10 protein-coding genes are annotated in these 13,413 nt (G+C 69.6%); all 10 read left to right on the top strand.

Annotated elements, in window-relative coordinates; translation table 11 throughout:
* The first annotated feature begins 43 nt into the window (after nucleotides 1–43).
* The 10 genes from ET475_RS08045 to ET475_RS07995 all read left to right on the top strand — a co-directional run bounded on the left by ET475_RS08045 (nucleotide 44) and on the right by ET475_RS07995 (nucleotide 12,685).
* On the top strand, nucleotides 44–637 hold the full coding sequence (locus ET475_RS08045; RefSeq protein WP_129388353.1) for a winged helix-turn-helix domain-containing protein: 594 nt from the start codon (nucleotides 44–46) through the stop codon (nucleotides 635–637).
* 144 nt (nucleotides 638–781) lie between these two features.
* Nucleotides 782–1,105: a HEPN domain-containing protein gene (locus ET475_RS08040; RefSeq protein ID WP_129388350.1), complete on the top strand. Its 324-nt coding sequence runs from the start codon at nucleotides 782–784 to the stop codon at nucleotides 1,103–1,105.
* Between the two features lie 129 nt (nucleotides 1,106–1,234).
* Complete coding sequence (gene kynA, locus ET475_RS08035; protein ID WP_129388347.1) at nucleotides 1,235–2,095, top strand: tryptophan 2,3-dioxygenase; 861 nt, start codon at nucleotides 1,235–1,237, stop codon at nucleotides 2,093–2,095.
* 1 nt (nucleotide 2,096) lies between these two features.
* Nucleotides 2,097–3,068, top strand: coding sequence for an amidohydrolase family protein (locus tag ET475_RS08030; protein WP_129388344.1), 972 nt, complete (start codon nucleotides 2,097–2,099; stop codon nucleotides 3,066–3,068).
* Nucleotides 3,058–4,317 (top strand): kynureninase, encoded by a 1,260-nt coding sequence (locus ET475_RS08025; protein WP_129388341.1) that lies wholly within the window; start codon nucleotides 3,058–3,060, stop codon nucleotides 4,315–4,317. Before ET475_RS08030 ends, ET475_RS08025 begins: the two co-directional genes overlap by 11 nt.
* A gap of 424 nt (nucleotides 4,318–4,741) precedes the next feature.
* Nucleotides 4,742–6,439, top strand: coding sequence for an MFS transporter (locus ET475_RS08020; protein ID WP_129388338.1), 1,698 nt, complete (start codon nucleotides 4,742–4,744; stop codon nucleotides 6,437–6,439).
* A gap of 70 nt (nucleotides 6,440–6,509) precedes the next feature.
* Nucleotides 6,510–8,354 (top strand): aldehyde dehydrogenase family protein, encoded by a 1,845-nt coding sequence (locus tag ET475_RS08015; protein ID WP_129388335.1) that lies wholly within the window; start codon nucleotides 6,510–6,512, stop codon nucleotides 8,352–8,354.
* A gap of 192 nt (nucleotides 8,355–8,546) precedes the next feature.
* On the top strand, nucleotides 8,547–9,254 hold the full coding sequence (locus ET475_RS08010; RefSeq protein ID WP_129388332.1) for a DUF2306 domain-containing protein: 708 nt from the start codon (nucleotides 8,547–8,549) through the stop codon (nucleotides 9,252–9,254).
* 40 nt (nucleotides 9,255–9,294) lie between these two features.
* On the top strand, nucleotides 9,295–11,124 hold the full coding sequence (locus ET475_RS18085; protein ID WP_242497805.1) for a GMC family oxidoreductase: 1,830 nt from the start codon (nucleotides 9,295–9,297) through the stop codon (nucleotides 11,122–11,124).
* Nucleotides 11,125–11,674: 550 nt separating this feature from the next.
* Nucleotides 11,675–12,685, top strand: a complete 1,011-nt coding sequence (locus ET475_RS07995; RefSeq protein ID WP_129388329.1) for a malate dehydrogenase — start codon at nucleotides 11,675–11,677, stop codon at nucleotides 12,683–12,685.
* Nucleotides 12,686–13,413 lie beyond the last annotated feature (728 nt).

Here is a 13,413-nt window from a genome sequence, read left to right as displayed (position 1 = left end):
CGAGGCCTTGTTCTTGCAATAAGCGCAAGACAACATCGCTTTTATGAAAGCGTCCGTTCCTTTGCTGGCCCCAATCCTTCGGTCGGACACCCAGGGACGTCTGCTCGCAGACCTCTACCTGAACCCCGGGGTCGAGCGAACCGGCACGGAACTCGCGCGACGAGCGGACGCGACTCTTCCCACTGTGTCGCGCGAGATCGCACGCTTGGAGGACGCCGGGTATGTGACCTCCCGCACGTCGGGACGCAACAAGTACGTGCAGATAAACACCGCACACCCACTGTTCGCTGCGATGGCAGACATTCTCACGTATTCGTACGGACCACTCGCGGTGCTTCCGAAGGTGCTCAAGGATGTCAGGGGGCTGACATCCGCGTACATCTATGGTTCGTGGGCGGCCAGGCTCGCCGGAGAGCCTGGCCGCGATCCGCACGACATCGATGTCCTCGCCATCGGCGATGATATTGACCTCGACCAATTGGATGCAGCCGCCGAAGAAGCACGCCGACGGTTGCATCGCGAGGTCAATGCGCGGGCTGTCACGCGCCAGGCTTGGGAACACGCCGATGACGTGTTCCTCAAACATCTGAAGGAGCGGCCGCTCGTGCAGTTGCCGCTCGCAGAGGAGGACAAATGATCACCCGCTGGGAAGAGGGTCGCGAAGTGGTCGAACAACTGCTCCGCGACCAAAATCTGCAACGAGTCCCACCCAACCTTTCACTCGCGCATACGTACATCGAGCAGGCCCAGGCTCATCTCTCGCTCTCTGAGCGCGGCGTTGATGACGACCCCCGTCGGATCGTTCCAGCTGGCCTATGACGCCGCCCGCAAGGCCCTCGCATCGCTCCTCATTACACAAGGACTGCGTCCCACCTCGTCGGGTGGACATATCGCGGTGTACGACGCGGTGATGGCGCAATTCGGGAACGTTCTCGGCGATGTGTTCCGTCGATTCGCTTGGATGCGGCGTCTACGGAACACGAGCGAGTACCCGGCGATTGATCAGCCGGTGGCCTCTGCCACCGAGACAGCGCAGGCGCAGAAATATGCTCGGGCGATGCTCGACTCTGCGCGGCGGCTCATCGACGAGTTACCCGTCTACTGACCTGTCGCTGCGCTCGCTCAACAACCGGGCGCTCAACAACCGGGAGCGCGACAACCGGGAGCGCAACGACAGGGGGCGTGACGACCGGGGGCGCAACGACCTCGGGCGCGACGACCTAGAGTTGAGGTCGTGGACGAAGCGGTCGAACGCAACACCAGGGCCATCGAAGACACGGTCGTCACCGACTTCGAAGACCGAATGACCTATAGCGGTTACCTCGAACTTCAGACCCTGCTGCGGGCGCAGCATCCGCTCAGCGAACCCGAGCACCACGACGAGCTGCTGTTCATCATCCAGCATCAGACCACCGAGCTGTGGCTCAAGCTGATTCTGCACGAGCTGGGTGCCGCATGCGCGCACCTGCGTGCCGACGAGCTCGCGCATGCGTTGAAGTGCATTGCGCGGGTCAAGCACATTCAGAAGACGATCACCGATCAGTGGTCGGTGCTGGCGACCCTCACTCCCACCGAGTACGCGCAGTTCCGCGGCATCCTCGGCAATGCCAGCGGGTTTCAGTCGGCGCAGTACCGGGCCGTCGAGTTCACCCTCGGCAACAAGCACGCCGGCATGCTGCGCGTGTTCGAGTCCGATCCCGACAACCTCGCGCTCGTGCGCGCGGCGCTGGAGGCCCCCAGCCTGTACGAGGAATTCCTGCGGCTGCTCGCGCGGGCCGGGCACGAAGTTCCGCCCGCGGTGCTCGAGCGCGATGTCACAAAGGCGTGGCAGTTCACCCCCGAGCTGGTGCCGGTGTTCGCCAAGATCTACGCCGACACCGACGCCCACTGGGGCGCGTACGAGACCTGCGAAGAACTCGTCGACCTCGAGGACAATTTTCAGCTGTGGCGCTTTCGGCATCTGAAGACCGTCGAGCGCATCATCGGACATAAGCGGGGCACCGGCGGATCCAGTGGCGTGAGCTTTCTCAAGCGCGCGCTCGATCTGACATTCTTCCCCGAGTTGTATGCAGTGCGCACCGAGATCGGGGAATGACATGACACACGTCGATCCGGAGCGACTCAAGGCGCTCCTGGGCACTCGGGTCAGCGCCTGCCGGCGCGCCCTCACCGGGCAGGAGGGCATCGCCCTGCCGTCGTTCATCGACCACCACCTGCACCTGCATCTGGTCAACGAACACGCGCTGCCGGCCCGCGGAATCGCCGCGGCTCTCGACCTCGGCGGCGATCCGGCATATTTCGCCCGCCGCCCCAAACGCGGTATTCCGCAGATCGCATATGCAGGTGCCTTCCTCACCGTGCCGGGTGGATATCCGACCTTTCAGCCGTGGGCACCGGCGCAGATCGTGCACATGGTGACCTCGCCGTCGACCGATCCGGGAGTGGCCGGCGGAGCGCGCACAAGCGTCGACGAGATGGCGGATGCCGGAGCCAGCGTGATCAAGGTGGCTCTCAATTCGGCAGCCGGGCCGGTCTTCGACCGTTCCACGCTCCATGCGATCATCGCGGCGGCGCACACCCGCCGGCTGCCGGTGGTCGTGCACGTGGAAGGGGAGGGCATGACCCGCATGGCGGTGGATGCCGCAGCCGACGCGCTCGCGCACACGCCATTCAGCGAGCACGTCGACGATGACCTGATCGCGACCGCCGTCGCCGCCGGTCAGCGATGGATCTCGACCCTCACGATCAACGACGACCCGTCGCTGGCGATCGAGAATCTGAGTCGCTTCGCCGCGGCCGGAGGCACCGTGCTGTACGGCACCGATCTCGGCAATGGGCCGCGCCATGCCGGACTTCTCGTCGAAGAACTGCAGGCGCTGCACACCGCCGGCGTGCGGGGTCCGGCCCTCATCGACGCGCTCACCGATCCCTGGCCGTTGGCCCGCCCCGAGACGGCGGTCGCCACGTTCGTGGCCGGCCCGCCGCCGGCCGATGAGGGAGAGATCCCGGAATGGCTGGGCGCGGCAACGGTCGTGCCGACCGAGGAGCTGACCCCGCATGAGCCGTGATCTTCTGCCACTGGCCGATGCGCGGGCCGAGGCATCCACCCTCGACGCCACCGACGCGCTACGCGAGCATCGCGCGCTGTTCGTCGGAGCCGAATCGCCGCTGGTGTACTTCGACGGCAACTCGCTGGGCCGCCCGCTGCGCGCGACCGCCGATGCCCTCGGCACCTTCGTGCGCGATGAGTGGGGCGGCCGGCTCATTCGCGGATGGGATGAGCGCTGGATGGACGAGCCGTTCACACTCGGCGACCGGCTGGGCACCGTGGCGCTGGGTGCCGCGCCCGGGCAGACCGTGATCGGCGATTCGACGACCGTGCTGCTGTACAAGCTGTTGCGCGCAGCCTTCGATCACGTGCACGGGGCCGATCCTGCCCGCGTGGAGATCGTCGTCGACCGCGACAATTTTCCCACCGATCGCTTTCTCGTCGAGGGCATCGCGCGCGAGCGTGGCGGACGGGTGCGGTGGATCGACGTGCCGCGCGACGGCGGGGTCACGGCATCCGATCTGTCGTCTGTCCTCGGCGCGTCGACCGCCGTTGTGCTGCTCAGCCACGTCGCATACCGCTCAGGGCATATGGCGGATGCCGCAGCACTCACCACTCTCGCACACGACGCCGGTGCACTCATCGTGTGGGACCTCTGCCACTCGGCGGGGGCGGTTGCGGTGCAGGCGGACGCGTGGGGTTTCGATCTTGCCGTCGGATGCACCTACAAGTACCTGAACGGCGGGCCAGGCTCACCCGCGTTCGCGTACGTCGCCACCGCGTTGCAGGAATCGCTCACCCAGCCGATCCAGGGGTGGATGGGTGCGGCCGACGTGTTCGCGATGGGCCCGACGTATGCGCCCGGCGCGGGCATGCGGCGTTTTCTGTCGGGCACTCCGCCGATCACCGGCATGCTCGCGCTGCGCGACATGCTGCCGCTGCTCGAAGAGGTCGGCATCGACGCCGTGCGCGCCAAGTCGGTCGCGCTGACGTCGTTCGTCGTGCGGCTTGCCGACGCGTGGCTCGCGCCGTTGGGCGTCGAGGTCGCGTCGCCGCGGGATGCCGCGGTGCGAGGTGGGCACGTGACGCTCTCGCATGCGGCCATGCGAGACGTGACCGCCCGGCTGTGGGAGCGGGATGTGATTCCCGACTACCGCGACCCGGGCGGGCTGCGCATCGGACTATCGCCGCTGTCGACCTCGTTCGCCGAGATCGTCGAAGGGATGGCGGCGGTGACGGACGCGCTGCGCGCCCCCGGCGATCGCTGAGGCGCTGTCGTCACCGCGCCTGGCGAGTGACGCCGAGGCGCTCCCCCGGTTCGGCACGCGCTCCCCGTATCCGCACGCTCCCCGGCTGTGCACGCGCTGCCCGGTTCTGCACGCGCGCCCCGATTCAGCACGCGCGCCCCGGCTCTGCACGCGCCCCGGCTCTGCACGCGCGCCCCGATTCAGCACGGTGGTGACGCTCGCGCTGCCCCTTTCTGCACTCGCGCATGTCATTCGCATGCGCGAGTGCGGATTCGGGCAGCGCGAGTGCGGATTCGGGCAGCGCGAGTGTGAACCGGGCAGCGCGAGTGTGAACCGGGCAGCGCGAGTGTGAACCGGGCAGCGCGGGTGTGAACCGGGCAGCGCAAGCGAAGACCGGGCAGCGCGAGCGAATCGCCGACGTTGTCAGTCGGCATACACTGGCCGGATGAGCATCGACGCTCCCGACGCCGCTGCACCCGAAACGGCCGCGTCGCGCGCCCCAAGGCTGCGCCCCAGCGTGATCACCCGCTACGCGATCGGCTCGATCGGCACGGGCGGATTCGCGACCCTGCCCGGACTGGTGCTGACCTACTACCTCACCGACTCGCTCGGTGTCGCCGCGATCGTCGCCGGCATCGTCATCACGGCGGCGAAGGTCTGGGACGTCATCATCGACCCGATCGTCGGCGCCCTCAGCGACCGCGACCGCGCGCGACACGGCACGCGCCGACGCCTCATGCTCGTCGGGGCATGCACGATCTGGCTGTTCTTCGCTCTCACCTTCGCGACACCGCCCGCACTGGGGCCGGTGCTCGGCGCGATCTGGGTGCTGGTGGCGTTTCTGCTCACGGCGACCGCGTTCAGCCTGTTCCAAGTGCCGTATATCGCGCTGCCGGCAGAGCTCACCCCCGGCTACAACGAGCGCACCCGGCTGCTCACCTGGCGGGTCGTCGTGCTGACGCTCGCCATCCTGCTGTTCGGTGCCGGCGGGCCCGCGCTGCGCCGGCTCGGCGGCGACCCCGCCACCGGATATCTGATCATGGGCGCGGTCGCGGGAATCGTGCTGACGGTCGGGATGCTGGTGGCCACCACGGTCGCGAAGCACGCAGGCGCGGGCGCGGCGAGCGCGCTGGGCGGGTCGGACCGAGGTCGCGGGGGCGTTTCGACTCGGGCCTTCGGCCCTCGCTCAACGACCGAAAACGGACCCGACCCGCACTCAACGACCGAAAACGGACCCGGCCCACGCTCAACGACCGGGGACGGACCCGACCCGCACTCAACGACCGAGAACGAAGCCAACCCGCGCTCAACGACCGGAAACGGATCTGCCCCGCACTCAACGCCCGAGAACAGACCCGGCCTTCACCCAACGAACGAGAACGGACTCGAGCCGCGCTCGGCCACCGGGCGGCTGAACATCCGCGCGCAGTACGCGGAGGGGATCGACACACTGCGGCGCAGCGCACCCTTCCGCACCCTGCTGTCGGCGTACCTGCTGCAGGCCCTGGCCACCGGACTCATGCTGACCGGCGCCCAGTACGTCGCGACCTGGGTGCTGCACTCCGAGGCCGCCGTCGAACTGCTGTTCGCTGCCCTCATCGCCCCGGCATTCCTGGCGGCACCGGTCTGGGGCGCGATCGCCGCCCGGCTCGGCAAGGAGCGCACCTTCGCGTACGCGAGCGTGCTCTTCGCCCTCGCCGCCCTCTCGCTACTGGGGCTGCGGTTCGCACCCGGCGCCTGGGCGTATGCGCCGGTCGCTGTCGCGGGGATCGCCTACGCCGGAATGCAGTCGCTGCCGATGGCTATGCTGCCCGATGTCATCTCGCACGACGAGCGTGCACACGGCCCGGGCCGCGCCGGCACTTTCAGCGGCGTCTGGACCGCCGGCGAGACCACCGGCATGGCGCTGGGCGCGACCGTACTGTCGATCATCCTCGCCGTCACCGGTTACGTCTCCTCGACAGCAGACATGACGGTGACGCAACCGGATGCCGCAGTCACGGGCATCGTCGTGAGCTTCAGTGCCGTTCCCGCGGTGCTCATCGTGCTGAGCTTGGTCGCCCTGGGAAGATACCGACTGCGCCGCAGCGACATCGAGCCTGGCCACACCGCACCCGGTGCCACCGGATCGCACGGATCCTGACACGCAATTCCACCGGTGGCGATACGCGGTTCCACCGTAGACTGAGAAACCCCGCGCGAAGGAGAGCACCGTGCCGACATCCGCGAACAGTCCAGAGCAGACCGGCCACAGCCCGGCACGTTCCCGACCGCGATCGGGCCGCGCACCTTCGCAAGGCCCGGCGACAGCCAAAGCTCCCGCGCGTCGCGCGGCCGCGGCATCCCCCACTCTTCCCGACAGCACGCGTGCCGACCTCGACGCCGCGATCGCCGCCGTGCAGACGGGCACCCGGTCATGGAGTCTGCTGACCCTCGAGCAGCGAGCCCGCCTGTTCGAGCGGGTGCGCGCGGCCGTGGTCACCTGCGCCGAGGAATGGGCGACGGCGGCCGCGCATGCGAAGGGTCTCGACGAGTCGAATCCGCTGTTCGGCGAGGAATGGCTGGCAGGGCCGTACGCCGTGCTCGAAGCCATCGACGGGTACATCTCGACCCTGCGCGCGCTGGCGACGGGCGTGAGTCCGCTGGCGAGCGCGACCCTCGACGCCGCACCCGGCGGACGCGTGCGGGCGCACGTGTTCCCCGCCGAGAGCATGGACCGGCTGCTGCTCTCGGGCTTCACCGGCGAGGTCTGGCTCGAACCAGGCGTGACCCGCGACGAGGCCATCGCCACCGCCGGCCTCGGCCAGCTCCATCCCACCGATCCGGCCACCGTGGGGCTCGTGCTGGGCGCCGGCAACATCACGGCGATCCCGGTGCTCGACGTGTTCTACGAGCTGTTGGCCGCAAACCGCCTCAGCGTGCTGAAGGTCAACCCCACGCAAGACACCCTGGTGCCGATCTTCGAGCGCGCGCTGGCGCCGCTGATCGAACCCGGCTTTCTGCGGATCGTGCGCGGCGGCGGCGACGTCGGCGCATATCTGACCGGCCACAAGGCGTTCTCGCACGTCCACATCACCGGGGCTGCGACCACGTTCGACGCCATCGTGTGGGGCACCGGGGCCGAGGCCACCCGCCGCAAGAAGGCCGGCGACCCGAAACTGACCACGCCCATCACCGCCGAGCTGGGCGGTGTCTCGCCGATCATCGTGGTGCCCGGGCGCTGGACCAAAGCCGACCTCGCCTACCAGGCGTCGCACATCGCGACCATGCGGCTGCACAACAGCGGACACAACTGCATCGCCGGGCAAGTCGTCATCGTCAGCCGCGACTGGCCGCAGCGCGACGCCTTTCTCACCGCGCTGCGCGCCGCATACGCGTCGGCCCCGCAGCGCCCGGTCTGGTACCCGAACAGCGCCGGAAAACTGGATGCCGCATCCGCCGACTATCCCGACGCCCAGTGGAGCGCCGACCACACCCGGGCCCTGGTCGAGCTCGGCACCGACGACGATGCGCAGGCGCTGGAGACCACCGAGTACTTCGCCCCGGTGCTCGGCGTGGTCGAACTCCCCGGCAACGGGCAGGAGTTCCTCGACGCGGCCGTCGCGCACGCCAACGACAAGCTCGCCGGCACGCTGGGTGCGAACGTGCTCATCGACCCCGACACCGAACATGCGCTCGGCGACGGCTTCGAGCGGGCCATCGCCGAGCTGCGCTACGGAGGCATCGCGATCAACGCCTGGACCGGCATCGTGTTCGCGACCCCGGTGCTGTCGTGGGGCGCGTACCCCGGCGGCACGCTCGCCGAGGTGACCAGCGGCATCGGTGTCGTGCACAACACTCTGCTGCTGAGCCGGGTCGAACGTTCGATCATGCGCGGACCGTTCCGTCCGTTCCCGCGATCGCTGGGCCGCCGCACCCGCTTCTCGGTGCTGCCCAAGCCGCCGTGGTTCGTCGATGCGCGCACCGGCACCGCCGTGAGCGAGGGCCTGACCCGGTGGGACATGCACCACAGCATCCCGGGGCTCATCGCCACCCTGACCCGGGCGATGCGCTCGTGACCCGCGGCCTGCTCGCGGCGAGCTGCCCGCCCGAACCCGTCGAATGCGCACCGCCCGAGCCCGTCGAATGCGCACCGCCCGAGCCCGTCCAATGCGCACGACCCGAGCCCGCCCGATGCGCACGACCCGAACTCATCCGATGCGCACGAATGGACAGTGGCGACTGTCTGACCCCGGTGGCACACTGTCTGCGTGGCCGCATCCGACGCCGCCTCGACAGCCCTGACAGCAACATCCCCGCACCGCGGATACCTCTCCGTGATCCTGCTCGTGCTGGTGCCCAGCGCGCTGGTCGCGCTCGCCATGAGCACGCTGTACTTCGTGATGCTGCCGGCGATGCCGTTTCTGCGCGACTACTACTTCGAGCAGCAGGAGCAGACGTACGCGACCTACGTCGTACCGTTGCTCGGCCACATCGGCGCCGGAACCATCGCGCTCGCCTGCGGACCGGTCAACCTCGTCAACGCTCTTCGCAACGGATACACCCGCACGCACCGCTATGTGGGTGCGGTCTATGCGGTGGCCGTGGCGATCTCGGCGACATGCGCGATCTTCATGTCGTTCCATGCGTATCCGGGCATCATCCCCGGCGGCCGACTGATAGTGACCAGCGGATTCTGCACGCTGGGGATCCTGTGGCTCGGCACCCTGATGATGGCGCTGCGCGGCATCCTGATCCGGCACGATATCGTCGCACACCGGTTCTGGATCATCACGAATTTCAGCCTCACCTTCGCCGCCGTAGTGATCCGGGCCGAGAACGGCGCGATCATCGCCGCCGACCAGTTCGACCGGCTCTATCCCTGGCTCGGCTGGGTGTCGTGGGTGCCCTGCCCGATCGTCGGATCGCTCCTCGCGCGACGGGTGAACAGGCGGCGGCGCGGGCGCGTGCCGGTGTGACCTGCGCATCGTGTCTCGGCAGTGATGCGGCGGTGTCGTCGTGAGGGGCGCCCTCGAAGCCGACTACATCATCGTCGGCGCAGGCTCCGCGGGAGCGGCGCTGGCCGCACGCCTGAGTGAAGACCCGACCACCCAGGTGCTGCTGCTCGAAGCCGGCGGGCCCGACAAGGCGCTCGAACTGCACGTGCCGGCGGCGTTCTCGAAGCTTTTCCGCGGCGCGTACGACTGGAATTACGACACCGTGCCGCAGCCGCACCTCGAGGGGCGCACCGTGTACTGGCCGCGAGGCAAGACGCTCGGCGGTTCGTCGTCGCTGAACGCGATGATGTGGGTGCGCGGATTCGCCGCCGATTACGACGCGTGGGCGGATGCCGCGGGCCCGCGGTGGTCGTGGGATGGCTTGGTGCCGTACTTCCAGCGCCTGGAACGCACGCAGGATTCCGCCGATGCCACGCAGGGCACCGCGGGTGCGCAGCACGTGCAGCACCAGCGCGACCCGCGTGCGCACACCGCCGCTTTCCTGAACGCCGCCCGCGAGGCCGGATACCCGGTCACGCCCGCGAACCTGCCCGCGGGCCAGGGGTTTTCGCAGACGATGGTGACCCACGATCGGGGTGCACGCGCCTCGACCGCCGATGCGTATCTGCGCCCGGCATCCGGCCGCCGCAATCTGCGCGTGATCACCCACGCGTTCGTGCGGCGCGTGACTTTCGGTGAAGGGGCGCGGGAGAGCGGCTTGTCTGGTGAGGCGGGGCGGGCCGGCGGCGTGTCTGGTGAGGCGGGCCGGGCCGGCGGCGCGTTTGGTGAGGCGGCGGGGAGCGGCTTGTCTGGTCAAGCGGCGGCGAGCGGCTTGTCTGGCGAGGCGGTGCCGAGCGGCTGGTCTGGTGAGGCGGCGCCGAGCGGCTTGTCTGGTGAGGCGGCGGCGAACAGCGCGCCCGGTGAAGCGGTGCGGGCCACCGGCGTGTACGTCGAGATCGACGGCGTGACTCGGCACGCGCTCGCGCGGCGCGAGGTGATCTTGTGCGGCGGGGCCATCAACACTCCGCAGCTGCTGCAGCTGTCGGGCATCGGACCGGCCGCGCATCTGCGGGACCGCGGCGTCCCGATCATCGTCGACGCCCCCGAGGTGGGCGCGAACCTGCAAGATCACCTGGTCGCCGGGCTGGCGCCGGCCGCCCACGGCGGCACGCTGTACACGGCCGAGAAGGTCGGGCAGCTGCTGCGGTACCTCACCCGGCGGCGCGGGATGCTGACCTCGAACGTCGCCGAGGCGTATGGGTTCGTGCGCACCGATGTGGCCGATGCCGCCGGCGAGCCGGCCGGACTGCCCGACATCGAGATCATCTTCGCGGCCGCGCCGTACGTCGGCGAGGGGTTGGTGCCGCTGCCGGGCGAGGGGATCACCGTGGGCGCGATCTTGCTGCAGCCGCACAGCCGCGGCACCGTGCGGCTGGCCTCGGCCGATCCGGCCGACAAGCCGCTGATCGATCCGGCGTATCTGTCCGATCCCATCGACACCGAGACGATGCTGGCCGGACTCGCCGCGTGCGAACGGCTGCTGGACACCTCCGCGCTGCGCGCCGTCACCACTGGCGGCTGGGTGCAGCCGGTCGGCGGCGAGCGGATGAGCGCCGCCGAGCGCGCCGAGTTGTCGCTGCGACGCTACTCGCACACGCTGTACCACCCGGTGGGTACCGCGCGGATGGGTGCGGATGCGGCATCCGTCGTCGATCCGCACCTGCGGGTGCGCGGTGTTCAGGGGCTGCGGGTCGCGGACGCCTCGGTCATGCCGCGCATCATCCACGGGCACACGAACGCCCCGGCGATCGTGATCGGCGAGGTCGCTGCCGATCTGATCCGCGGGCGGTAGGGGCGCCGGCGCGCTGCGCGCGGCGCGATGCACGCGGCGTGAACTGGGTGTTGAGCCGCTCCACCGTTCAAAACTCAGCCCATCTCGACCGCGGCCGCCCGATGAACCGCTTTCCCGACCGGATCGGCGGCGATCTAGCTGAGATTTGAACGCCGCGCGGCGCCGTGCGCGGGGCGCGGCGGCCCGTCGCCACGTCGACGCGGACTCGGACTCGGACTCGGACGCTTCCCGCCGCCGCGCCTCCCCCGACGCCCCACTCGCCCGCCCCGCCTCCCCACTCGCCCGACGCCCCACTCGCCCGCCCCGCCTCCCCACTCGCCCGACGCCCCACTCGCCCGACGCCCCACTCGCCCGCCCCCGCCTCCCCACTCGCCCGCCTCCCCGCCGCCCCACTTGCCCGCCTCCCCGCCTCCCCGCTCAAAACTCAGCCCATGTCGAGCCCGACCACCCGATAAACCGCTTTCCAGACCGAATAGACGCCGATCTAGCTGAGATTTGAACGCCGCCCGGTGCCCATGCGCCGAGCGCGGCGGCAGAATAGGCTCGCATCATGACAGCCACCACCGTCACCATCACCGGCGCGGGGGGCCAGATCGGCTATGCCCTGCTGTTCCGCATCGCGGCTGGCGACATGCTCGGGCCCGACCACCCGGTGCGGTTGCGTCTGCTCGAGATTCCGCAGGGGCTGAAGCCGGCCGAGGGCGCGGCGCTCGAGCTGCAAGACGGAGCGTTCCCCCTGCTGCGCGATGTCGAGGTCACCGACGACGCCGCGGTCGGCTTCGATGGCTGCAACATCGCGCTGCTGGTCGGCTCGCGCCCGCGCGGGCCGGGCATGGAACGAGCCGATCTGCTCGCGGCCAATGCCGGCATCTTCGGCCCGCAGGGCGCAGCGATCCAGAAGCACGCCGCCGCCGACGTGCGCGTCGTGGCCGTCGGCAACCCCGCGAACACGAACGCGCTCATCGCGCGCACATCGGCCCCCGATCTGCCCGATGACCGGTTCACCGCCCTCACCCGCCTCGATCACAACCGGGCCGTCGGACAGCTCGCCGCCATCCTCGACGTGAGCCCCGGCGCGATCCGCGACGTGGCGATCTGGGGCAACCACTCGGCGACGCAGTTTCCGGATGTCGCACACGCGACGGTCGATGGCACCCCGGCGCTCGACGCCCTGGCCGCACGCCTGGGCGGGGCGGAGCAGGCAGCCGCCTGGGTCGACGACGAGTTCGTGCCGCGAGTGGCGCGGCGTGGGGCCGAGATCATCGAGGTCCGCGGGTCGTCGTCTGTGGCATCCGCGGCCAACGCCACCATCGACCACGTGCGCGACTGGATGCTGGGACGCAGCGACGGGTGGACGTCGGCCGCCGTCGTCTCGCACGGCGAGTATGGGGTGCCGTCCGGCTTGATCTCGTCGTTCCCGGTCGCCAGCGACGGCAGCGGATATCGGATCGTCGAGGGACTGGACGTGGATGCCCGGGCCCGGGCCCGCATCGACGCGTCGGTCGCCGAGCTCGTCGCCGAGCGCGATGCCGTGGCCGCGGCCGGGTTGCTGGGGTCTTAGGACCCTGCTGGCCTCGGGCTTCGAGGCGTCGAGGCGTCGCGGTGTCGCGGCGTCTCGGCGTCTCGGCTTCGCGGCCAGCCCCCGTCGAACGCCGGCCCGAATCGTCGGTTCAGCCCGACGAAACGACCACACGGGACGGCGAACGCCGCCGGCGCCAGGAGACCCGGCCCGAACCGTCGCACCAATCCGATGAAGCGACCACATGAGACGGCGAGCGCCAGACACGCTGCCGACCCCACGAAGCGCCGGCCCCAATCGTCGCATCAGCGCGGCGAAGCGACCATATGGGACAGCGAACGGCAGCAGCACCAGGAAGGGCCGCACAGGAAGCACCGCCGAGCACCAGGAGCGCCGGCCCAGTTCGTCGCATCAGCCTGACGAAACGACCACACGGGACGGCGAACGCCAAACACGCTGCCGGACCCGACAAAACGCCGGCCCGAATCGTCGGTTCAGCGCGGCGAAGCGACCATTCGGGACGGCAAACGCGTCCGGCAGCAGACACGCCGGCCCGAATCGTCGCATCAGCCCGGGGAAGCGACCACATGGGACAGCGAACGGCAGCAGCACCAGGAAGGGCCGCACCGGAAGCACCGCCGAGCACCAGGAGCGCCGGCCCGAATCGCCGCATCAGCCCGACGAAACGACCACACGGGACGGCAAACGCGTCCGGCAGCAGACACGCGGGCCCGAATCGTCGCATCCGCCCGGGAAAGCGACCACATGGG

The sequence above is a fragment of the Microbacterium protaetiae genome, from assembly GCF_004135285.1.
GTDB classification, from domain to species: Bacteria; Actinomycetota; Actinomycetes; order Actinomycetales; family Microbacteriaceae; genus Microbacterium; species Microbacterium protaetiae.
Note: the sequence above shows the minus strand (reverse complement) of the source record. Positions and strands in the feature narration are given on the sequence as shown.